Origin of the sequence: Pantoea cypripedii, assembly GCF_002095535.1 — a bacterium.
Lineage (GTDB): Bacteria > Pseudomonadota > Gammaproteobacteria > Enterobacterales > Enterobacteriaceae > Pantoea > Pantoea cypripedii.
This window is the reverse complement of the sequence record NZ_MLJI01000002.1, coordinates 1,108,244-1,131,515: the sequence shown is the minus strand read 5'-3', so window position 1 is coordinate 1,131,515 and position 23,272 is coordinate 1,108,244. Positions and strand designations below refer to the sequence as shown.

18 protein-coding genes are annotated in these 23,272 nt (G+C 49.8%); 10 read left to right on the top strand and 8 right to left on the bottom strand.

Going from position 1 to position 23,272, the window contains the following annotated elements; translation table 11 throughout:
- Nucleotides 1–38 precede the first annotated feature (38 nt).
- Nucleotides 39–5,606: an ATP-binding sensor histidine kinase gene (locus HA50_RS26460; RefSeq protein ID WP_084879755.1), complete on the bottom strand. Its 5,568-nt coding sequence runs from the start codon at nucleotides 5,604–5,606 to the stop codon at nucleotides 39–41.
- The gene (locus HA50_RS26455; RefSeq protein ID WP_084879754.1) at nucleotides 5,603–5,989 is read right to left on the bottom strand and encodes a response regulator; all 387 of its coding nucleotides are present in this window, start codon (nucleotides 5,987–5,989) and stop codon (nucleotides 5,603–5,605) included. The genes HA50_RS26460 and HA50_RS26455 overlap by 4 nt, the downstream gene beginning before the upstream one ends.
- Nucleotides 5,990–6,207: 218 nt before the next feature.
- On the opposite strand from HA50_RS26455, the gene HA50_RS26450 reads away from it, so the two are divergent.
- Nucleotides 6,208–8,085, top strand: a complete 1,878-nt coding sequence (locus HA50_RS26450; RefSeq protein WP_084879753.1) for an amidohydrolase — start codon at nucleotides 6,208–6,210, stop codon at nucleotides 8,083–8,085.
- A 160-nt stretch (nucleotides 8,086–8,245) separates the two neighbouring features.
- On the opposite strand, the gene HA50_RS26445 is transcribed toward HA50_RS26450, so the two are convergent.
- Complete coding sequence (locus HA50_RS26445; protein WP_084879752.1) at nucleotides 8,246–8,734, bottom strand: GNAT family N-acetyltransferase; 489 nt, start codon at nucleotides 8,732–8,734, stop codon at nucleotides 8,246–8,248.
- Between the two features lie 82 nt (nucleotides 8,735–8,816).
- Here HA50_RS26445 and HA50_RS26440 point away from each other — a divergent pair, with 82 nt between their 5' ends.
- Nucleotides 8,817–9,752 carry a LysR family transcriptional regulator gene (locus tag HA50_RS26440; protein ID WP_084879751.1) on the top strand — a complete coding sequence of 312 codons (936 nt, stop codon included), beginning with the start codon at nucleotides 8,817–8,819 and terminating at the stop codon, nucleotides 9,750–9,752.
- 129 nt (nucleotides 9,753–9,881) lie between these two features.
- On the opposite strand, the gene HA50_RS26435 is transcribed toward HA50_RS26440, so the two are convergent.
- Together HA50_RS26435 and HA50_RS26430 are read right to left on the bottom strand one after the other, a co-directional pair.
- Nucleotides 9,882–10,823, bottom strand: coding sequence for a CAAX protease (locus HA50_RS26435; protein ID WP_084879750.1), 942 nt, complete (start codon nucleotides 10,821–10,823; stop codon nucleotides 9,882–9,884).
- A gap of 351 nt (nucleotides 10,824–11,174) precedes the next feature.
- Nucleotides 11,175–11,609 carry an NUDIX hydrolase gene (locus HA50_RS26430; protein WP_084879749.1) on the bottom strand — a complete coding sequence of 145 codons (435 nt, stop codon included), beginning with the start codon at nucleotides 11,607–11,609 and terminating at the stop codon, nucleotides 11,175–11,177.
- A gap of 223 nt (nucleotides 11,610–11,832) precedes the next feature.
- Between HA50_RS26430 and HA50_RS26425 the strand changes: the two genes are divergently transcribed.
- Both HA50_RS26425 and HA50_RS26420 read left to right on the top strand, forming a co-directional pair.
- Entirely contained in the window at nucleotides 11,833–12,867 is a 1,035-nt protein-coding gene (locus HA50_RS26425; RefSeq protein WP_244193683.1) for an NADP-dependent oxidoreductase, read from the top strand.
- Nucleotides 12,868–13,042: 175 nt separating this feature from the next.
- Nucleotides 13,043–13,666, top strand: coding sequence for an NUDIX hydrolase (locus HA50_RS26420; protein ID WP_084879747.1), 624 nt, complete (start codon nucleotides 13,043–13,045; stop codon nucleotides 13,664–13,666).
- Between the two features lie 280 nt (nucleotides 13,667–13,946).
- Here the strand turns inward: HA50_RS26420 and HA50_RS26415 are convergent, their stop codons facing one another.
- Nucleotides 13,947–14,309 (bottom strand): diacylglycerol kinase, encoded by a 363-nt coding sequence (locus HA50_RS26415; protein ID WP_084879746.1) that lies wholly within the window; start codon nucleotides 14,307–14,309, stop codon nucleotides 13,947–13,949.
- A gap of 117 nt (nucleotides 14,310–14,426) precedes the next feature.
- Nucleotides 14,427–15,551: an N-acetyltransferase gene (locus HA50_RS26410; protein WP_084879745.1), complete on the bottom strand. Its 1,125-nt coding sequence runs from the start codon at nucleotides 15,549–15,551 to the stop codon at nucleotides 14,427–14,429.
- 733 nt (nucleotides 15,552–16,284) lie between these two features.
- Here HA50_RS26410 and HA50_RS26405 point away from each other — a divergent pair.
- From HA50_RS26405 to spt, 4 genes are read left to right on the top strand one after another with little or no spacing between them, the layout of a single operon-like run.
- Nucleotides 16,285–18,021, top strand: coding sequence for a fatty acyl-AMP ligase (locus tag HA50_RS26405; protein WP_244193682.1), 1,737 nt, complete (start codon nucleotides 16,285–16,287; stop codon nucleotides 18,019–18,021).
- On the top strand, nucleotides 18,018–18,932 hold the full coding sequence (locus HA50_RS26400) for an NAD-dependent epimerase/dehydratase family protein (RefSeq protein ID WP_084879743.1): 915 nt from the start codon (nucleotides 18,018–18,020) through the stop codon (nucleotides 18,930–18,932). The genes HA50_RS26405 and HA50_RS26400 overlap by 4 nt, the downstream gene beginning before the upstream one ends.
- Nucleotides 18,933–18,952: 20 nt before the next feature.
- Nucleotides 18,953–19,213: an acyl carrier protein gene (locus HA50_RS26395; protein WP_084879742.1), complete on the top strand. Its 261-nt coding sequence runs from the start codon at nucleotides 18,953–18,955 to the stop codon at nucleotides 19,211–19,213.
- Entirely contained in the window at nucleotides 19,200–20,372 is a 1,173-nt protein-coding gene (gene spt / locus HA50_RS26390; protein WP_084879741.1) for a serine palmitoyltransferase, read from the top strand. The genes HA50_RS26395 and spt overlap by 14 nt, the downstream gene beginning before the upstream one ends.
- Before the next feature lie 79 nt (nucleotides 20,373–20,451).
- Here spt and HA50_RS26385 read toward each other — a convergent pair whose 3' ends face one another.
- On the bottom strand, nucleotides 20,452–21,183 hold the full coding sequence (locus tag HA50_RS26385) for a dTMP kinase (protein WP_084879740.1): 732 nt from the start codon (nucleotides 21,181–21,183) through the stop codon (nucleotides 20,452–20,454).
- Between the two features lie 331 nt (nucleotides 21,184–21,514).
- Between HA50_RS26385 and HA50_RS26380 the strand changes: the two genes are divergently transcribed.
- Nucleotides 21,515–22,240, top strand: a complete 726-nt coding sequence (locus HA50_RS26380) for a nucleoside/nucleotide kinase family protein (protein ID WP_084880265.1) — start codon at nucleotides 21,515–21,517, stop codon at nucleotides 22,238–22,240.
- 31 nt (nucleotides 22,241–22,271) lie between these two features.
- Nucleotides 22,272–23,048 (top strand): nucleoside/nucleotide kinase family protein, encoded by a 777-nt coding sequence (locus tag HA50_RS26375; RefSeq protein WP_084879739.1) that lies wholly within the window; start codon nucleotides 22,272–22,274, stop codon nucleotides 23,046–23,048.
- Nucleotides 23,049–23,272 lie beyond the last annotated feature (224 nt).

Below are 23,272 nucleotides of genomic sequence, written 5' to 3'. Positions count from 1 at the left end.
ATTTTATGCTGACAGGCGCGGATGATTATCATCGGATATCAGTGTGCAAAAGTTCCCTCCACAGGTAGCGTGAACCAGAATCGGCTCCCCCCGCCCTGACGGTTTTCTGCGCTTAATATCCCACCGTGACGCTTAATAATCTCATTGCTGATGGTCAGCCCCATGCCCATTCCTTCCGCTTTGGTGGTGTAAAAGGAATCAAATATCTTGCCGATTACCTCATCAGAAAGACCGGAACCATTATCGGCTACCTCAATACGGATGAGGTTACTGGCGGGATGGGAGGAAGAAATCTGCAAAATGCGCGCCCCGGGGTTGTCCGCCATGGCTTCGATCGCATTAATCACCAGGTTCAGCAACACCTGCTGGATCTGAACACTCTCACAAAAAACCGCATCATTCTGCGCGGCAAGCGCCAGTTCCAGAGAGACGAACCGGCGCTCCAGCTCAAGACGCGACAGAATGATGATATCCCGCGCAATCAGATGCAGTTTTGCCGGAGCGAATTCAGCCACCTGATTACGGGTGAGCGCCTGCAGCCCGCGAATAATATCGCCAGCACGCCGTCCTTCGCGGATGATTTCATCGAGGCCATGGCTGGCGTTGTCAAGATGCTCCGGGCCACGCTTCAGCCAGCGCTGGCTGGCACCCGCATTGGATACAATCGACATCAGCGGCTGGTTCAGCTCATGGGCGATGGAAGAGGTCAGCTGACCCACCGTGGTGGCGCGTGCGACACGGGCCAGTTCCGCCTGGGCGATCCTCACCGCATCCTCTGACTGGCGTTGAGCGGTGATATCCGTCAGCGTACCAAAATACTCGGCGACCTGTGGCCAGCTTTCGTTCGGCTCCCCGATACCTTTGATATAGCGACATTCGCCGTCATCACGGATGATGCGAAACTCCGACTGCATCACCACGCCCTGCTGCACGCTGGCTTCAATCAACTCTCTGATACACAGAATATCATCGGGATGGACGCGACTCTGAAACTCCGCCATAGAGGTGATCGTCTGTTCTTCAGGAAGCCCCATGATGCGTTTGTATTCATCAGAAATGTAAACAACGTCCGGCTCCAGATGCCAATGCCAGGTCCCGGTATGACTGATTTTTTCACCGAGCATCAGTGAGGTCTGGCTGGCGCGAAGTTGCTTTTCAATTTTGCGGCGCTGGATGTTCTCATCCACCAGTTCAGCATACAAACGGGCGGTCTCAAGTGAAACGGCAGCCTGTGCCCCGAGCATCGAAACAATCCTTGAATGGTCGGCAGTAAATACATCCGGCATCAGGCGATTTTCCAGATACAGCACCCCCACCATTTGCGCCTGTCTGAACATCGGCACGCACATAACCGCAGCTCCGGATGCGATGAGATAATTATCCTGACTGAACGGGCTGAACACCTCGGGTTTACCGGTGCGGATTTCCTGTCCGGTGCGGATCACCGCAGAGAGCACCGAAAGCGGCAGGTCGGTCGCGACCGGCAGTTCACGCACAATTTTGACTTTGACACCCTCAGCGGTGGTGGATGCCCTGGCCTGAATTTCCGGTATCGTGCCGTCAATCAGTCGTATCAGCATACAATGCTGCGCCCCGGCGCGCTCAACCAGCATCATCATCAGGATATGAATCAGGCGATCCAGGTTGATCTCTTCTGTCAGTGCGCGCATCACGGTCACCATACTTTGCAGATCGCTGATAACTGCGCTTTGCTCAAAAGACACGGTGCTCAGTGCGGTCTGGGTATGGTGGCTGCCCAATGCTGGATACTGCGTTTCCAGCTGGTGAACCTTAGCACCTGCCCCCCAGCTGTCCCACGCTGATATCGCGCCTTTAATATAGGCATCACCGGCAAACGACATGTTTCTGGCATAGGCCATACGCGCGGCCAGCTCGCAGGCCAGTCCATGAATATGATGGAACTGGCCTTCACGTGACAACGTCATGGCCATTTCAAACCTTTCCGCTGCCAGCGCCGTCTCTCCTTCGAGACGCAGTAACTCTGCGCGCAGCAGTGCTTCCTTGTCGGAGAATGTTTTCGTGTTTTCATTCGCCCAGGTGACGATCTTGTCGAGATGTGGCTTGAGTCGCTGACGCAACCGATCGTCCATGGCCCCTGACTTTAACGGTATGGTCACTGCCAGGGCGCTGTAAAGATGAAAGTCGACCATATGCACATGGCCGGGAATGACATCGGTGAAAGGTGCCGCGTCCCGGAAGCATTGTTCGGCCGCCGCATATTCATTGGCATAAAAGTGCGCCATGCCTTTGTATAACCTGGACCAGAACTGCATCAGATACATTGGCTCGATAGCATGCTCAGGCCGCACCACTTCCAGCACCGGTGTCAGAAAATTGTCGCCTGAAAAGGTAGTGCCGCGTGGCTTGCGCAGGAACAGGACAAAATCCAGTTGCATGCCCAGAATCACTTCCACGTCGCGATACTGTGCCTTGCGGACAAATAGCATCCCGCGCGTGATGGACGTATGCACACCGTCAAGATGATCACCACGCGCAAGATAGTTCATGATGATATGGCGCAACGCAAGGCAGGCTGACGTCCGGTCCCCTGTTTCAACCGCAACGTCAAAAGTCGCTTTGGCTCGCTCAATGGCATAAGTCAGGGGCATGGTCCAGATGCTGACCTGATCCAGTGGCAGTAAGGTTCGCGCTTTAAAGCTGATGAAGTCATGTTTATAAACCAGCTCCCGGGCCAGAAGCGTGCTGGCAAATCCCCGGCTGTATTCATCGTACTGATCACCACACACCACGCCATACCAGGATAACGCCAGAGTCGATGCCCCACTCAGGCCGCGGGCCATGGTCAGATGCAGCAGCTGACAGAGGATCATAAAATGCAGACGCGGATTGCTGAAGGCGGCAAAGGTACTGGCACTGGCCATCAGATTCATCACCGCTTCGGTTTTTTTACATTCAAGCAGCGGTAATGAACGGAAACGGGAATACGGATTTTTGCCTACGTCTTCCTTGAGGAGGACCCTTGCGGCATCGCACTCTGCTTTGTCCGGATAACGATTAAGCTGGATGCCAAACACCGCCAGCCAGGCCAGCGCTGTTTCCAGCGCAAGCTTGCTGTCCGACTGACGCATATGAATTTCGGCGATCAGGCAGGCGGCTTCAGCTTTATCGGTTACCTCCCCGGGAGAGGTCAGTATTTTGCTACTTAACCCCAGCGCCACCGGCAGATTGCCATTGAGGAATTCGCACTCGGCTTTTTCGAGCAGAAATTCACCCCCTTCAGCGATACCCGCACTTTCATTGATCAGCCCTGCCGTCTGTAGATAGCGCAGTGCCGAAACATAATCCCCGGTAGTTTTCGCCCGTCGGCTCGCTTGCAACAGCAGCTGGCTGAATGTCTCTGCATCATGCAGCAACAGCGCCAGATTCCTGACAGAAAGCAGGTTATGCGCCGCCCGGAAAAGTAATGCATTGGAGAGATCGACGCTGAACTCGTGCATATAGTAACGTGCGGCGGCGTAATGGAACGCGTCCCGGTCTTCCGTTCCCTGCAGATTCAGAGCAGCCTCATGCATACTGTCATGCATGAAAGCGTATCCCGCATCGTTCAGAGAAATCAGCCTTGCTGTCACGGCGGGCACCAGGGTCAGCTCAATATCCGGCACCGGAACATCAAGAATTTTGCCCAGCGGGTCCAGATCCCCCGAACTTCCCAGCAAAGCCAATTTGCACAACAGATGACGCGTCGGAAGCGGCAGGATTGCCAGATGCTGTAATACGCTGGCCGCAACGTTGGCCGTGTAATGAGCGTTTTTTAGCGCCTGTGAATCGCAATACCAGCTGAAAGGCACATTGTAGCTAATCAGTCCCTCTCGTACTGCCTGGCGGAAAAAATCGTGCGTCGCCAGCGGATTGCCTGCGGTTTTTTCATGAATGATCTGCGCAAGATCCGCCGTTGCTGCGCTCCGGGTATGAAACAGCCCCGCCAGCCAGGTGGCTATGCTTTTTTCTGACAGGGGTTCTGGCGTGATATCCACAATGCGGGCTGCACAACCCCGTATGCGGTTCAGATTTCCGGCTATCGCCGGACTGGGTAATGAGACATTGTCACGACAGGAGATAACCAGCAACAGAGGAATGTCTTCGCTGGAACTCAACAGATGTTGCAGCAAGTGCAGCGTGGCCTGATCGGCCCAGTGGATGTCATCAATCAGCATGACCAGTGGCCGTCCGGGTGCCGTAAATGCTTTAACCAGGTTGCATGCCACCAGATTAAAGCGATTTTTGGTATCCAGCGTGTGAGTATGCGTCTGCACTGCCGCTTTCTGATTAAGTAATATCTCCAGCTCCGGCACCAGATTGACCGCCAGCCCGGTATAATCACCCAACAGGCGAACGAGATGCGCTTTCCAGCGCGTCATTTCTTCCGTGGGCAGGCCAAGCACATGCAGAGCCAGCGTGCGGAAGGCAGCGGTAAAAACCGCATAAGGTAATATCGGCGAATGCTGATCCGCCTTTACCACCGTCAGCAAGGCTGTCTTACTGCGCAGAAGCTTCAGAGACGAGGAAATCAGCGAAGATTTACCGGCCCCCGGCGCGCCACTGATCGCAACCAGGCTGTGTTTACCGCTTTTGCTGACCTCATCAAAAGCCGCCAGGATGTCAGTCGCCTGAGGATGGTCGGTACAGAGGGCATCGGGAGATAAATTTGCAGGCTGCGAATCCTGCATTCCCAGCGCAAAGGACTCAATAATCCCGTCTGGCATCAGGGTGGATGCGCAACGACGAATATCAGCCAGCACCCCTTCCGCCGTCTGATAACGGTACTCCGGGGATTTAGCCAGCAGCCGTAAGATAATCGAAGACAAAATGACAGGCACATCCTGACGCAGCGTATGGGGTGGTGTTGCTTCTGAAGCAATGTGATGGTGCACCCACTCAGCGTGCCCACCTTCCGCACTACCATAAGGCAGCTTGCCGGTGAGCAGTTCATACAGCACCATGCCCAGGCTGTACAGATCGCTTACCCGACTTACCGGATGCGCTGAGCGGGAGGTATGTTCAGGAGACATATACGCCAGCGTGCCCCCTGCAACCGACAACCTGGGTTGCTGAAGGATACCGTTGTCTACCGATGACAATCCGAAACCGCCAAGATGTACGGTACTGTCGTCGGTATAAAAGAAGTTTGCCGGTTTAATATCGCCGTGCACCAGCCCCTGCTGATGCATCATGCTCAGCGTCGTGCAAAGCATCGCTGCACGGCTCAGAAATTCAGTAATGCTGCCAGGCGGCATGCACAGAACATCTGCCAGAGTCCGATAGTTAAAGGGTTTATAAATCAGGGCGTAACGCCCCTGAAAATGCGTCTGTTGCTGAGGCTTAAGGGACCAGTTCTCTGCTAACCGGGTGCGCAATGAATATTCGTTTTTCAGTAACTGCGTAACCTGGAAAACCGAATCTTCGTTGCCTGGGGTGGCAAGTACAAAGGTCTCACCCGAGAGAGTATGCCGACACAGGAGCCAGTCGATGTTGCCTTCCTGTGCCAGTGTGCTGTAGCTGATTTCGGCTGGAAGCGTTATTTCATCGTTTTCGACTGCATCTGACGCCTGCGGATGGATACTCATTGGCGTGCGGCCCTTGAGGAAAACTCATGACGGATATGTTCAAACAACGTATCAATTTCAATGGGTTTTGACAAAAACGCAATCGCGCCCAGGTTGATGGCATAGCGCAACATGTTTTCATCGCCGTTACCCGAAATCATAATGCCCGGTGGGTTGATGAGCCGCCGGGTAAGATTGATGAAAAGCTCGAAACCATCCATGCCTTTCAGTTGTACATCAATGATAAAAAGCGCGGCATTTGCCATCGTGGCTTCATCACCAAGAAGAGATTCCGCCGACCCGAAGGCTTTTGTGAGATAACCTTCAGACTGGAGCAGATTGGTCAGACCATTGCGTACAGAACGTTCATCATCGACGACAACAATGCGCTGCGACTGCTGCATGCAAATTTCCTTAATGGCGCAGTGTAGGAACCTTTTTATTTTCAGACTATTATCTTCAAATATAATTATACGAACGTATACTTATCCATTCGTATAACTAGACGCCTTCCTGACCGCCCGACCATAATCCTGACACCCCTATATCCTGCTTTTCAGCGGGGCAATGCTCAGTCCACGGTCATCATTGCTGCTTCGGACAACTCAATTCAGGAGATCTTATGGTTACCCTTGGTAAAGCCGACATCATTCTCACCAATGGCAGGTTTCACACAGTCGATCGCGAAAATCCGGTTGCTGATGCCGTAGCCATCCGCGACGGCAAGTTTCTGGCGGTGGGCAGTCTGGCCGACGTCATGCAGTACCACTGTGAAGGCAGCAAGGTTGTCGATCTTAAGGGGCATACCGCCGTTCCGGGTCTGAACGACTCGCACCTGCACTTAATCCGCGGGGGCCTGAACTACAACCTTGAGTTGCGCTGGGAAGGGGTTCCTTCCGTTGCTGATGCGTTGCGTATGCTGAAGGAGCAGGCACTGCGTACCCCTTCCCCTCAGTGGGTGCGCGTGGTGGGTGGCTGGACAGAGTTTCAGTTTGCCGAGCGCCGCATGCCAACACTGGATGAGATTAACGAAGCCGCGCCCGATACACCGGTATTCGTACTGCACCTTTACGACCGCGCCCTGCTCAACCGCGCCGCGCTGAAAGTCGTCGGCTACACCAAAGATACACCGAACCCGCCGGGCGGTGAGATCCAGCGTGACAGCAACGGCAATCCGACCGGCATGCTGATTGCCCGCCCCAATGCCATGATCCTGTACGCCACGCTGGCGAAAGGGCCGAAGCTGCCGCTTGAGCAACAGGTTAACTCTACGCGCCAGTTCATGCGTGAACTGAACCGTCTTGGCCTGACCAGCGCCATCGACGCAGGCGGTGGCTTCCAGAACTATCCGGAAGATTATGCCGTGATCGCTGAGCTTCATGAGAAGCAGCAGATGACCATCCGCATCGCCTACAATCTGTTCACTCAGCGTCCGGGCCACGAACTGGAAGATTTTGAAAAATGGACCGATATGCTGACGCCCGGCCAGGGCAGCGATTACTTCCGCCACAATGGCGCAGGGGAAATGCTGGTGTTCTCTGCCGCCGATTTCGAAGATTTCCTTGAGCCGCGTCCGGATCTTGCGCCTGGCATGGAAGACGAACTGGAACGCGTGGTGCGCCATCTGGTAGAACATCGCTGGCCGTTCCGCCTGCATGCCACCTATGACGAATCGATCAGCCGCATGCTGGACGTATTCGAAAAGGTAAACCGCGATATTCCGTTTAATGGTCTGCACTGGTTCTTCGACCATGCCGAAACGGTAACTCAGCGCAACATCGATCGTATTAAAGAGCTGGGCGGCGGCATTGCCGTGCAGCATCGCATGGCGTTTCAGGGTGAATATTTTGCCGAGCGTTACGGCATCGAAGCCACCCGCCACACCCCGCCGGTGGCGCGTATGCTGGAAACCGGCGTACCGGTTGGTCTCGGCACCGACGCCACGCGCGTAGCCAGTTACAACCCGTGGACCGCGCTGTACTGGCTGGTCTCTGGCCGGACGGTAGGCGGCATGCAGATGTATGACGTCAACGCCCGCCTGGACCGTGACACTGCGTTGATGTTGTGGACCCAGGGCAGTGCCTGGTTCTCCAGTGAACAGGGTAAAAAAGGACAGATCAAAGCCGGGCAACTGGCCGACATGGTGGTACTGAGTAAGGATTACTTCAGCGTGCCGGAAGAAGAGATCAAAGGTATTGAGTCAGTGCTGACCGTGGTGGACGGCAACATTGTTTATGCCGCAGGGTCGTTCAGCAGTGAAGCACCGCCATCTATTCCGGTTCTGCCTGAGTGGTCACCGGTGGTGAAAGTGCCGGGTCATTACCGCAGCGCACCACCTACCGCCAACACCCGCGTGGGCATGCAGCAGATGCCTCACCAGTGCAGCGGACCTTGCGGTGTCCACAGCCATTCGCATGATTTTGCACGCGGTGCCAATTTGCCGGTATCTGAAGAGAACGCCTTCTGGGGTGCGCTCGGTTGCAGTTGCTTTGCATTCTGATCCCCGTTGAGAGGGACAGCTGAAGCATAAAACCGTCAGCCAGCAGAGCTGACAATCAAGAAACCGCCACACATCACATCATGGCTGTTTCGGACAAGACTAAGGGTGCAAGATTTGACCGGTTTATCAGCCGGTCTTTTTTTGCCTGAAGAACGGCAATTCAGATATTTTCGCTCGACGCGAATTTTTCCAGCGCGGGCCCATCCAGGCGGAAACGCACCCACTCGTTCAGGGGAAGCGCATTAATGCTCTGGTAAAAATCCTTCGCGGATTTATCCCACTCAAGGACATTCCATTCAATACGGCTACAGCGTCGGCTGACAGCAAGTTGTGCAATATACTGGAGCATGGCCTTGCCTGCGCCCCGCCCGCGATAATCAGGTGTAAAGCACAGGTCTTCCATATTCAGGCTGTAGCGTCCAGGCCAGGTCGAGTAGCTCATCGAGATAATGGCATAACCCGCAATAACACCATCAATTTCACAGATATAGGCTTCTTCCGTCGTTTCCGGTGAAAACAGGGACTTTCTGATTTCTTCAACATCCGGAACGGAGTCATGCGGGGCCTCCCTGTAAACAGATAACCCACTGATAATGTTATAAATGGCATCAGTGTCTTCCAGACCGGCCTGCCGAATAATAACACTCATAAACTTTCTCTTATCTATACAGTTTGATGACTGTCAGAATAATCGGTATTGTTCAATGAATTAAGTGCAATAAAATCAATAAATGGTGAATTTCATGCATCATGTTCTGCGTCGCCTTGATCTCAACCTGTTACCCATTTTCGATGCCGTTTACAGGCACCGATCAGTCAGGCTGGCAGCTGCTGAGCTCTCGATGAGCACGTCGGCATTGAGTCATGCTTTAACCCGATTGCGTGAGTTTCTGAAGGATCCACTTTTCTATCGCGAAGGACACAAGATGTGCCCCAGCGTTTATGCACACCAGTTGGCACCACACATTGCTGAGTCATTATCCGCCCTGAATCAACACCTCAGCCCGGTACAACCCTTCGACCCACTCAGAAGCAATGAATCCTTTCGTATTGCCGTCACCGACTACACCGCTTTTTGCGTTTTTCCAGGTCTGATGCGCGAAATGCAAAAAACAGCGCCAGGTATTAATTTTGAGCTGTGTCATTTACCTCATAATCCGGCGCTGACGGAATTACTGGCAGGCGAAATTGACCTGGCGTTGAGTTTCAGTGAACCTGATGAAGTCAGAGATCCGGATCTGGAAGAAATTAATTTATTCAGCGACGAGTTCGTCGTAATCAGTAATACCCGTCGTCTTACGCTAACGCTGGATGAGTATTTGTCAGCGGGGCATCTGGTCGTCACCCCCTGGAACGAGAAGAAAGGGTTACTCGACACCCACCTCGAACGTATGGGCCTGGAACGACGTATCACCCTGAAAACGCCGTCAATGCTGGGCTCCCCGTTTATCGTGGCTGAGAGCGAATTGCTGATGGCAATTCCTACGTTCGTTGCGGGAAAAATTGAACAGGTCGCGAAGGTTAAAATTTTTAAACTGCCTTTCTATGCTCCACATTTCACTGTGAAAATCTATTCCCATAAACGCAGCGGGAAAAAACCATCGAATGACTGGCTGAAGAACAATATATTACAGGGGATTCAGGGACAGAAATTATCTGCAAATTAAATAGAAGCTCTGATATTTTAGCTTATCGTTCTCAATGGTGCCTGCCTGAGGGATGGCCACACGTTTCACTTTCTCTCCTGGCACAGCCCTCAACAGACATATACCAATTATTTGCGTCTTAATGTCCGGTTAACGCAATCGATACAGTACGCATGTCTTGTCTTCAACCATTATTGTGGCGGAGGCCCAGCCATCTCGCGCTGGCTTAAGGTAGCGGTTAAACACCGGAAGCTCTTCTGTCTGCACTTGCGGATAAGAGTGGTTAAGATAAATGCTCAGCTCCTGCGTTGAGCAGATGCGCCTTGCGTTTTCAAATACCCCCCACTTCTTCAGCGCTGCCACAGTTGCCGGGCTGACTGCATATAGCACTTTTTCCATCAGGTTAATTTTTTCCCTTATGGAGTCGATGGCGGTACGTGCATCCGTGGTACGGGACTTGATCCAGATACAGTCGTGATGAAAAAGTCGATTGCGATATTCCCTTAGCTCATTAATCAGGTTAATGAGCTTACGTCGTGCGACCTTAGGGTTGCAGTCAATGGTATCGAGTCGCCGGAACACCTTGGTCAGCGAGAGTGGCCAGAGAAAGTCACCTTGTTCCATAATTGTATCAGCGGCCCATGCATCAACCAATATCGCCTCCCAGGTGTGGAAGTCAGTTGCCGCAATGATATCGTCATGCGTAAGTGGAGGTGGTTGCGTCATTACCTTAGCCAGATCGTTCAGGCCTGGTCGTGATGCCTCCGCCTTGCGCCACATCCGCCGTAGTTTTTTTTCTGCCTTGCGGATGTTATCACGGAACACGCCAGCATTTTCCCTGGTAGCATCACAACGGATGTTATCCCACCAGTAGTCACCAAAGCGCGCTCGGGCAGTGCCATCAATCGCGTTGCGGAGTACCAGTTCCAGTTGCTGGACCAATGGATACAGAGACGCAGCAGCATGCTGCTGCCAGATGCAAAAACCATATTTTTCCATGTCACTCTGTAGTCCAAATAAAGCCGGTACTGCCGACAGCCTGGCTTCTGAGAGTAGTGACAGAACAGGCGGGTAATGAATACTCCCTGGCATATGCGTTTCCTTTTCTATTTTCAAGTTGCCCGTAAGGTTGACGGTGGGGACTGGCTGCGATACCCTTTCTCACAACGTTGGCCGGTATCGGATTCTTCCCCCATGTCACATGGGTTCTAGTGAAGATACAGATGGCAAAAGTTCTGGATACCCCGGCTCTGCTGGGGTTTTCCTTTTCAGCCCTTCAGAGAATCAGTGCTTCCCTTTTCATCTGCCCTGCACCCTATCACCAATGCGACCAGATTGTTTGCAATATTCACAGGCCACAGTCAATTTTAATTACAGTGATTAGTAATATAAATGCGGTGTTTGCATTTTTATATGTTCAGGGATTGAGCCATTTTATACGATTCAAGAACACATCATCACAATATTTTCAGGATAAACTCTCTCCTGAGTTTCATTGAGCTCGTCAATTCCCCACCAGTGATGGCATTCAATAACGGATTTTTCATTATCACTCCACCCACTGGTGTTAACATCATCTTTATCCAATCTGACAATATAAAAATGTTCTTTCGCCAGAACTATTTCACCACTGGGGAGCGTCATTTCAAACATCCTTTGCGCGACACATTGTCCAACATCTTCCCGCTGAATGCCGGTTTCCTCACGAAGCTCTCTGATGGCTGCCTGTTCAAAAGTTTCGCCCTTATCGACGCCACCGCCTGGAGTGGCCCAATAAGAATGGCCCGCCAGAGCATCATTTTTGTGGGCAAAACGAAAAAGTAAAATCTTACCAGACGCATTAATAACCAGCAGACGGGCTGAACAACGGATACGCATGCCAGATTCCTCTCAAACAAAACTACGCCGACGCTTAATTAGTAATAGTATTCCCTTCCGATACTATACCTGACCAGGCAAGTGCAGGACTGGAACTATACATAAATTTATTTATACCCCCTCTTAAATCCCCTTTTTAGCCACACCAAATATTCGCGATTACACTGTCTTTAGCTAAACGGTTCAAAGCCGTCAGACAGATAAGCGAATGTGGAGAATAAAAGTGACTGTAACCGCAGATAAAAACCTTTCCTGGGTGCTGGCATCAAGACCTCATGGCGAACCCGATGACAAGACTCTGGCGCTGACGGAAAACCCCATTCCGGTCCCTCAGGCTGGTGAGATGTTACTCCGAACCGTCTATCTTTCTTTAGACCCTTACATGCGTGGCCGTATGGATGCAGGCCCCTCTTATGCCGCTGCCGTTGAAATCGGCGACGTCATGGTGGGGGGTACCGTATCAAGAGTCGAAGTTTCAAACATTGCGGGTTTTAATAAAGGTGACTGGGTACTGAATCAGGGTGGCTGGCAGACCTATGCCATTTCGAATGGCGAGCATGTCACCAGGCTGGATGACGGCATTGTGCAACCTTCCTACGCATTAGGTATTCAGGGTATGCCCGGCTTCACCGCCTTTATGGGCTTGTCTGAAATTGGTAAACCTAAACCCGGCGAAACGCTGGTGGTAGCCGCAGCAACCGGGCCGGTTGGCGCGACTGTAGGTCAGCTCGGGAAAATCTGGGGCTGTAAGGTGGTAGGTGTTGCCGGGGGTGCCGAAAAATGTCGCTACGCCGTTGAAACGCTGGGGTTTGATCATTGCATTGACCATACCTCACCCCATTTTGAGAAAGAACTGTCTGACGCCTGTAATAAGGGTATCGATATTTATTTCGAAAACGTTGGCGGTAAAGTATTTGATGCTGTTTTCCCACTGCTGAATACTGCGGCAAGGGTTCCCGTGTGTGGTTTTATTGCCAGCTATAACTCAACGGATCTTCCCGATGGACCGGATCGTACTCCTTACATCATGATGAGCCTGATCAAACGCCGGATCACCATGAGAGGATTTATTATCTTTGACGACTTTGGTGATCAATTTGGCTATTTTGCGAAGGAAATGCAAAAACTATTATCTGAAGGAAAGATCGCCTACCGCGAAGAACTGATAACAGGTATTGAGAATGCGCCTGATGCTTTCCGAAAACTCCTAAAAGGAAAAAATTTCGGTAAGGTCGTCATTCAGGTAACGCAGCCTTAATAAATCCTGTGCTTCTTGCGTGATGCACCACTCTGCTTAGCGCAGAGTGGTGTTTTTTTATCTCTGGCGTCAGATTTTACGTGACAACGTCACGCAAATAAACACTCTTGTGTAACTCAGTTACCCACGATAGGCTAAGCTGACATACTTGCTCAAGTTGTTAACGGACGGATATATGACACAAAAACTGTCACAAACCGATATAGTCAATACGGCACAAAAGATTCTGGCTTTGTCTCAGTCTGGTCTGACTTATTCAAAAGATATCTTTGATAAAGAGCGTTACGAAGCATTGCAGGAAATAGCCATTGAACTACTGTCAGCAAATTTTGATATAGCAAGGGAAGATATTACGCATATTTCCGAAAAAGGTTATGCCACACCTAAAACGGATGTGCGGGCTTTTATCATACGTGAGAATAAAATCCTGATGGTGCGGGAATCGGAAGATGGACTCTGGAGCCTGCCCGGTGGATGGGCCGATGTGGGAGACAGTCCGGCTAAGGCGGTTTGCCGGGAAGTGCTTGAAGAAACGGGCCTGAACGTCAAAGTGACCAAACTGCTGGGAGTTTGGGATCGTAACCAGCACGGCCACCCTCCGCATCCCTGGCATATTTATAAGCTGATATTCTTATGTGAGGAAAACGGTGGCGAACTCGCCATTAGCCATGAGTCACTGGATATTGGTTTTTTTGCTCTGGACGAATTACCTGATCTTTCTTTAACCAGAATTGTGCCAAAACAGATTCAGGTCAGTTTCGATATAGCAACCACAAATATGCCGACATACTTCGATTAGAATAAATGCCAACAGGGCAAGATAAAGAATCTTTGTTTTGTGCACTAAACGTCAATTAATTATATTTTACTTCAGGTAAATTATTGGCGTTTGGCACTCATCTGCCAGACAAGATAACTAGTCAATTGTATCTTTTGTCCGGTCGCTAGCCGGACTTTTTTTTGCACTTTTGCAATGGGTCGACGGATGGGGAATGACAAATACGAACGAGGCAAGGACATTCTGGCACCCTGTCTTTTATTTCAGGCATGCCAGGCAGTATTTTTTATCAGCGGAGAGATCAGAAGAGAACAGTACACCAGATAATGATGACCAGCACCACGGTCACTAACTGTGCTGCCCCACCCAAGTCTTTTGCTCGCTTCGACAGCGGATGCAACTCAAGCGAGATACGATCGACCACGCTTTCAATCGCCGTATTCAGCAATTCTACTATTAGCATCAGAAAGCAGCTGGCGATTAACAACACCCTTTCTATCTTTGTAATGTCTAAAGACATCGCGACCACAAGTAATGCTGACGTGGCCAGCAGTAACTGCTGAAAAGCATCTTCGGTATGAACGGCATCAACAAGACCATCCCACGAGTTACGTATGCTGTTTACGAAACGCGGGAGACCTTTTTCTTTATTATGTGCATTCATAGTTAATCTTTTATACCCGGAAATAATGAAAAGCGCAGATGAATATCTTTCGTTTCGCTAATCTATTAGTGACTTTTTGCTTCCCGCTTTAGATACCGTCAAGCGGGAAGCCTGACTTCAGAGTGTTTTTTCGTACAGACGATAGGTTTTGTATGGCGCAGCACCGATTTTTTCTAAGATTGTGCGCATACCTGTATTGGTTTCTAAAATCCAGGACATCTCTAAAGCATCGATATTTCGTTTCGCAAACGGGTCACGTAACGCTTCAATCAGCAGTAACGCGATGATCGGCCCCATACGACTGAACTGGTATTCCTGGCGGACGCCCATCAAAGGAACCCTGGCCGTACGTACCCCACTCACTTTCAGACGCCACAGCAATTTAGCCCAGCCAAACGGCAGTAAGCGTCCATTCAATCCCTCGATGGCTTCATTGATATTGGGCAAGCCGACGATAAAGGCGCAGGGAACAGAATCGACCTCAGCGATATAGATCATGTCGTCAGGCACCAGAAACTTCAGCTGGTCTCCCATGGTGGCGAATTCATGCTCAGTGAATGGAACAAAACCCCAGTTGTTCTGCCAGCCAGAGTTGAAGATTTCGCGCAGAACCTGCATTTCCTCGCCGAATTTCTTACGATCAATGCAACGAATTGTTACCTTTTCACGTACCTGCCCCATAAGCTTGGTGAGTGAACGTGAAAAGTTAAGGTCAGTACGCTTCATCCAGTAAGCGATTAAGTCGATGCCTTTCTCATATCCCTGATTCTCGACGTTTGCAGCATAGTAAGGTTTACCATGCGTCATCAGCGCTGAAGGTGGCGTATCGAATCCATCAATCAGCAAACCACTTTCCTGGTTGATATTGAGGCTAAATGGCCCGGTGATTTTTGATGCACCTTTTGACTTTAACCAATCTTCAGCTGCAGCGAATAATGCGCTAAATACTTCAGGATCATCGATGGCATCGATCATGCCAAAATGTCCAGTGTCGTTACCGTAGAGATCGCGGTGTAAAGAATCGATTTGCGCGGTGATCCGTCCGACAACTTCATCACCTTTTTTCGCGACCCATGCCTGCCATTCTATATGTTCCGTGCCTGGATTCTTTTTTGATAAATGCTCTTCACGCTCCAGATACAACGGCTCAATCCAGTTTGGGTCGTCAGGATAAAGGGTGGATGGAAAATTGATGAAGTTTTTAAGTTCACTCTTTCCCTGAACTTTCTCAATGCGAATCATAGAAAACCTTAAAAATGTAAGAATTTATAAATTAACAAAACGATAAAAAATGCTCCGCCTTGAGATAGCTTTATCTCACACCCTGCTTAACTTTTAGATATAAGAAAAATCGATAGCCGACGAATCAGGAGGAAACCGTCTAAGGCCGAAAACGGCATCAGCCTCTTTTCAGCGCAATCGGAATTATTGCCAGAAAAAGGCACGTCAGTGTTAAACAAATGATGCTTTTATTATTTCGTGCCATTTTTAAGACAGAAAAACAGGAAGTTAAGTCAAATGGCTTTATCATGCTTGTCCTTTACATTTTTTTGACAGTTTATGCTTTTCGTCACCCTTCAGCTAAATGAAGTATTTACTTTTAAAATTCTTCGGGCATCCTGTTTAGGATACGTTTAGATATGGATAATAACATGCTGGATTAAGTTTGCCTGAAGCGAAAATTACTCAACGTCTTCGTCAGAGACACGCGAATTGCCTGCGCACAGTTGCAGAACAATATTGCGTCCGACGCAGGCTTACTAATTAAACAGCTTCAGCGCAAGGCTTCGCATTCAAGACAGTTAATCAATCCCGCCTGTCGTCACGGAGTCACTCAAACTGACGAAAGCACTGTATGTGAAGTTAACGTGGTTGAGTAACATTTTTTCTAAAACACACTCACATTAAAACCAATAACCTCGACACACCAGGTTGTTATTGTTTTTGTGATTTTGAATCTATGGCTAATTTGTATATGTCTGAAACAAGTTCCACTCATTCTCTTCCCATGCGTTATGCCGACTTCCCCTCTCTGGTGGAAGCGCTGGATTATGCTGCACAGGGAAGTACAGGAATGAACTTCTACGATCGCCGCAACCAGCTGATTACCTCCATTGACTATCGCACACTGAAACAACGTGCAATGGCAGGAGCACGACGCCTGTTATCACTGAACCTCAGCAAAGGCGATCGCATCGCGCTTATCGCTGAAACCAGTGTGGGTTTTGTGGAAGCTTTTTTTGCATGTCAATATGCTGGCTTAGTAGCGGTTCCCTTAGCCATTCCTATGGGAGTGGGACAACGCGCTTCATATATCACCAAACTTCAAGGCTTAATCAGTAGCTGTAATCCAGCGGCTATTATCAGCAGTGAAGAATGGGTGCCGTTGATTAAGTCTGCCGCCATGGATGCACCACCTCCTCACATCCTGAGCGATGAGGATTTCCACGCCCTGGCTGAGAAGGATGTCGAATTGTCGCTTCCTCAACCAGACGACATTGCCTACCTGCAATACACGTCAGGCAGTACGCGTTTTCCGCGTGGCGTTATCATCAGACAACGTTCCGTGATGGCTAACCTGCAGGTTATCAGCCACGATGGCATCAAACTGCGGGCGGGAGATCGCTGTGTATCCTGGCTGCCGTTCTACCATGACATGGGACTTGTCGGCTTCCTGCTGACCCCGGTAGCTACCCAGTTATCCGTTGATTATCTGCGCACACAAGACTTTGCGATGCGCCCGATGCAATGGCTGAAGCTCATCAGTAAAAATCGCGGAACCGTCTCTGTCGCGCCACCCTTTGGTTACGATTTATGTTTACGTCGTAGCAATGAAAAAGAGCTGGCAGAACTGGATCTCTCAAGCTGGCGTGTCGCGGGCATGGGCGCTGAGCCGATTCCGGCAGAATTGCTGAATCAATTCAGTGAGCATTTCAGCCACATCCATTTTGACCGCAAAGCGTTTATGCCCTGCTACGGCCTGGCAGAAAACACGCTGGCGGTGAGTTTCTTCGATGAAGCCACCAGTGCCGCCGTCGATCAGGTGGATCGCGATATTCTTGAATATCAGGGCAAAGCGGTAACACCGGGGAAAAAGACCCGTGCCGTCTCCTCCTTTGTCAATTGCGGCAAAGCGCTGCCTGGTCACCGTATCGAGATTCTCAACGAGGCAGGTGCACACCTCCCTGAGCGCCAGGTTGGTCACATCTTTATCTCAGGCCCCAGCCTGATGAGTGGCTATTTCCGCGATAAAGCTTCGCAGGAGCAGATTCAGGCCACTGGCTGGATGGATACCGGGGACTTAGGTTATCTGCTCGATGGCAACCTGTTTGTTACCGGACGCAAAAAAGACCTGATTATCATTCGTGGTCGTAATATCTGGCCGCAGGATATTGAATATGTCGCTGAGTCAGAACCAGAAATTCGCTCAGGTGACGCCATCGCCTTTGTGACTGACGAGCATGATGAAGGGGCAAAAATCATTTTGCAGATTCAATGCCGTGTCTCCTCAGAAGAACGCCGTGAACAAATTGTTCATTCACTGACCGGGCGAATCCAGAGTGAATTTGGTGTGACTGCAAATATTGAGTTGCTGCCGCCACATAGCATTCCCCGTACGTCATCGGGTAAGCCAGCGCGCGCGGAAGCGAAGAAGCGTTATCTGGCAGAATTGCTGGGTATGCCGGGACAACTGGCAGGTTTAGCACAATGACAGGCACTGTGGCAGTAACGGGCGCGACGGGATTTATTGGTACACACATCGTGCGCAATTTACTGTCTCACGGTTTTCATGTGCGGGCGTTGACACGTTCGGCCTTGAAAGCCCCGGAAGATAAATTGACCTGGGTTACCGGGTCTCTTGAAGACCAGTGTGCTTTAGATGAACTGGTCAGCGGGGCAGAGTATATCGTCCACTGTGCAGGCCAGGTACGTGGACATGCGGAAGAAACATTTATTCGTTGTAACGTCACCGGCAGCCTGAACCTGATGCAGGCTGCGCTGAAAAGTGGCAGCTGTAAGCGTTTCCTTTTTATGTCCTCACTGGCCGCCCGCCACCCTGAACTCTCCTGGTACGCAAATTCTAAGTATGTTGCCGAACAGCAACTGACCAGCATGAGTTCAGAGATTTCTCTTGGCATATTTCGTCCGACTGCCGTATACGGCCCGGGTGATAAAGAGCTGAAGCCGTTATTTAGCTGGATGTTACGTGGCGTGCTTCCCCGGCTGGGTGCCCCAGAGGCAAAGCTTTCGTTTATTCATGTTGCAGATTTAGCTGAAGCTGTCAGCCAATGGTTACTGACTCCAACGCCGCAAAGCCATACCTATGAACTCTGTGATGATGTTGCTGAGGGCTATAACTGGACGCGCCTGCAACAAATCGGGGCATCAGTGCGTAAAGGGCCGGTTCGATTAATCGGGATCCCCCTGCCGTTGCTGAATACCCTGGCAGACCTGTCTATTTTGCTGAACCGCATAGCCAAAAAAGAACCGATGCTCACCCACAGCAAGATACGTGAGCTGACGCATCCTGACTGGTCTGCAAACAATAAATTCTTATCTGAACAAATTAATTGGTTTCCTAAAATAAGCCTGGAACGCGCGTTGCGTGAAGGCCAGTTTTAAACAGCTTGAGTTGAGTTCCTATGCAAAATCGTGACGCCGTAATGAGTTACATCCTCGAATGCCTGCAAAGCATGGTCGAAGGTGGAATTGAAGTTAAACCGGATAGTGACCTGGTCAATGATCTTGGACTGGAGTCGATTCGTGTTCTCGACCTGCTGATGATGCTGGAGGATGAATACGATATTTCCATCCCGATCAATATCCTGCTGGATGTCAGAACACCCGAACAACTGCTGGTCGCTCTGCTGCCACATCTGGAGAAAGCTAATGGGTCTGTATGATAAATTTGCCCGCCTGGCTGGCGAGCGCGAACAATTTCAGACATCTGGCCTGAACCCCTTTGGCACCTGCATTGATGAAATCTACTCAGCGACCGAAGGACGTATTGGCAACCAGAAAATCGTGCTGGCCGGTACCAACAACTATCTTGGCCTGACTTTTAATGCCGACGCGATTGCCGCAGGTCAGGCAGCATTAGCCGCTCAGGGTACCGGGACCACGGGTTCTCGTATGGCGAATGGCAGCTACGGCTCACATCTGAAGCTGGAGCAGGAACTCGCTGAGTATTTTGACCGCCCTACTGCTATCGTGTTTTCGACCGGTTACACCGCAAACCTCGGCGTCATCAGCACCCTCGCAACCCCCGGTTCCGTGGTATTGATTGACGCGGACAGCCACGCAAGTATCTATGATGCCTGTGCGCTGGGCGGTGCAGAAATTATTCGTTTCCGACATAACGATGCAAAAGATCTTGAGCGTCGTATGGTTCGTCTGGGTGAACGCGCCAAAGAAGCACTGATTATTGTCGAAGGCATCTACAGTATGCTGGGCGACGTGGCTCCGCTGGTGGAAATTGTCGATATCAAACGACGCCTGGGTGGCTACCTGTTAGTGGATGAGGCCCATTCATTTGGGGTGATGGGTGCCAATGGTCGTGGTCTGGCAGAAGAGCTGGGGGTTGAACAGGATGTTGATATTATCCTCGGAACGTTCAGTAAAAGCCTGGCTTCAATCGGTGGTTTCGCCGTCGGTAATAAGGAGATGGAAGTTCTGCGCTACAGCAGCCGCCCTTATATTTTCACTGCTTCACCCTCACCATCGATCATTGCTTCGGTCCGTTCATCTTTAAAGAACATCGCGCAACATCCTGAATTACGTGAAAAACTGTGGAGTAATGCGCATCGCCTCTATCATGGCCTGGCCGAACTGGGGTATGAATTGGGTCCACGCATTAGCCCGGTGGTTCCGGTAATGATTGGATCAAAAGAAGATGGCCTGCGTTTCTGGCGTGAACTGATTGCGCATGGGGTTTATGTCAATCTGGTATTACCCCCTGCGGCACCCGCGGGTATCACCTTGTTACGTTGTAGTGTCAATGCTGCACACAGCGATAAAGATATTGATACCATTGTTCAGGCTTTCGCTGCGTTAAAAAAATAAGCCAGTCTGACAGTTAGTGATAAAAAATAGCGCCGGTAAACGGCGCTATTTCATATACGAGGATGATTGCTGGTTATTATTAAGTTGTGACAGAACTCGCACTATCCATATAAACATAACCGTGATCTTTCATAAATGCCGCCACCGCTTTCTCAACTGCGGGTAAGACTTCATCAAGTGGGCGGTTAGCATCAATATCCACAATCTTCGCCCCTTCGAAATTAAGCAACGATGTGGTGAGCGTTTTCCGGGCCAGAGCTTCCGGGCTATGATCGGGTTTTCGTGCACAGGCAACGTCAAGATCGACATTTAACTTAATGACCAGATCAGGTTTATGGTCAGCCATCCACTGAAATGCCTGTTTTTCTCGTCTCGCCAGCCATTTAATAAAGCCATTACTTTCTTTATTTTCAGGAAATGCCGGGCCATCGTACGCACCAGGAATTTGCGCCTGCGGGAAGCGATCGGTGAGAACAATTAATCCCTGTTTGCGAAAAGCCAGCATGCGACGAAAACGTAATAATCGCCTGATAACGAAAAAGGATATGACGAAAGAAGGCAGCATCTTCATACGACCTTTTTTGGACCGTACTTTTTTTGTATTCTGTTCGATTTTCCTGCCGATCATGTTGCCAATCACCGGAAGCTGAGCGGCAGCCCGCCCGACATTACCGGCTTGCTTACCGAGATGAACCCTGACAGCAGGCCCATAATTTTGCAGATAAGCGAGAAGATGATCACAGACAGTAGACTTCCCAGAACCATCACTACCAATAACCGCAATAAGCGGTGAAGAATGCTCTGAATTCATGTTTAAACTCTCTTGTAAGACCTAAAAAATATACCATTTCCGGAGTAAAAAGTCGCCTGTCTGTAAAAGCAAATGCTGAGATAATTCATTATAAAAAGCACTAAAGACTAAGCATCAGTCGCTTTGTCAAAGACTGAAAATCCGTGATATTTTTAGCAGCATGTTGAGACAAAAAAATAGGCTTGATCAGCACAAAATAAGAAGACTTGAATACGATCCCCGAACCCAGCATAAGGGCTGATGAAAAATTATTAGCATGCAGAATGGATAATCATTTTGAACCTAATCAGAAATGGAATACAATAGTTTCTTTATAATTGGATTTATTATTGTGAGCCATCAGATAAGCCCTCTTCCAAATCTCAACCCTGTGCGCGTTATCGCGATCACCGGATGCGATGGTTCTGGAAAATCGACGCTGGCTGCCAGTCTGGTTGAACAGCTGGCATCGCAGGAACCCGCGGAATTACTTTATCTTGGCCAGTCGTCAGGGCGGATCGGCGAATGGATCAGTAGTCTGCCTATTATCGGTGGGCCTTTTGGTCGTTATTTATTAAAAAAATCAGACCGTGTACACGAGAAGCCTTCAACACCTCCCGGCAATGCCACCACGCTGGTCATTTTTTTGCTTTCTTACTGGCGTGTTTTTAAATTCAAACGGATGCTGAAAAAATCCCGCCAGGGTCAATTGCTGATTACCGATCGTTATCCTCAGGCAGAAGTTGCCGGATTTCGTTTCGATGGTCCCCAGCTGGCAAAAACGGTTGGCGGCAACCGCTGGGTGCGTGCGCTAAGAAAGCAAGAGGAAAAACTTTATCAGTGGATGGCATCGTATAAGCCCATGTTATTGATAAGGCTGGATATTGATGAGAAAACAGCCTATTCCCGCAAGCCCGACCACGATATTAACGCGTTGCGCGAAAAGATTGCTGTTATCCCACATCTGAATTTTAACGGTGCAAACATACTCGATTTGGATGGCAGAGAACCGGCAAGTAAGATTCTTGATGAATCAATACGTGCGGTGCAGGATTTACTCAAATCGAAAAATGTTTAGCTCCCCGGATATCATTTAAATTTTGAATAATATGCAAACAGATAAATCAGACATAGCGAGTCAAAAACCTGCCCCTTATATTGCCGGACTGATTGCCGTCGTAGGCAGCGATGGGACGGGAAAATCCACCCTTACTGCTGATTTAGTCAAAAACCTAAAAAAGCAATGGGTCACTGAGCGACGCTATTTAGGATTAATCTCGGGCGAGCAAGGCGACCAAATTAAGCGTCTGCCTATTTTAGGCGTATGGCTTGAACGACGTCTGGCGGCAAAATCTGATAAAACTCAGCGCATGAGTAATAAGTCTCCTGCTCTCTGGGCCGCGTTGATTATGTACGGTTTTTCGCTATGGCGAGCTTCTAACCTGCGCAAAGTTCGCCGACTGGCTGAAAGCGGTGTACTGGTGATAAGCGATCGTTATCCCCAGGCGGAAATATCAGGGTTTTATTATGATGGTCCGGGTATTGGTGTTGAACGAGCAAAGAATAAGTTGATAAAACGCCTGGCAGAAAGTGAGCAACGTTTATATCAGGAGATGGCGAAATATCGCCCGGAGCTTATTATTCGCCTTGATATTGATGTCGAAACTGCTTATTCCCGCAAGCCTGATCATAGCTATGAAGAGTTGCAGGATAAAATCGCTTCCATGGTGAAATTACGTTATAACGGTTCTCGTATTCTGGAGATCGATTCACGTTCGCCTTATAAAGAAGTCCTTGAAAAAGCGATGAAAGCTATTTCTGCTGCCGCAGTCGCATCTGATCGCAAAGATGTAAATGTTTATAACGTGAATGCACCAGAAACTTAAAATTGAATGCTAATGGTGAAAGAGCATGCATTAGCAAAAGCAGCAAGGTAAAAAGGTGTACTTTGGCAGGTTATGTACACCTTGATTTTATTGTTCGCACAAATCAATACTGGCGAACATGATGAGGTTGTTTAGTTAATGATTTAGGGTTCGCCCGCAGCAACATGGCGATGCTGGTTTCATTGTTATCTAAATAGAATATATTCACGCTCCACCCTGTTCAG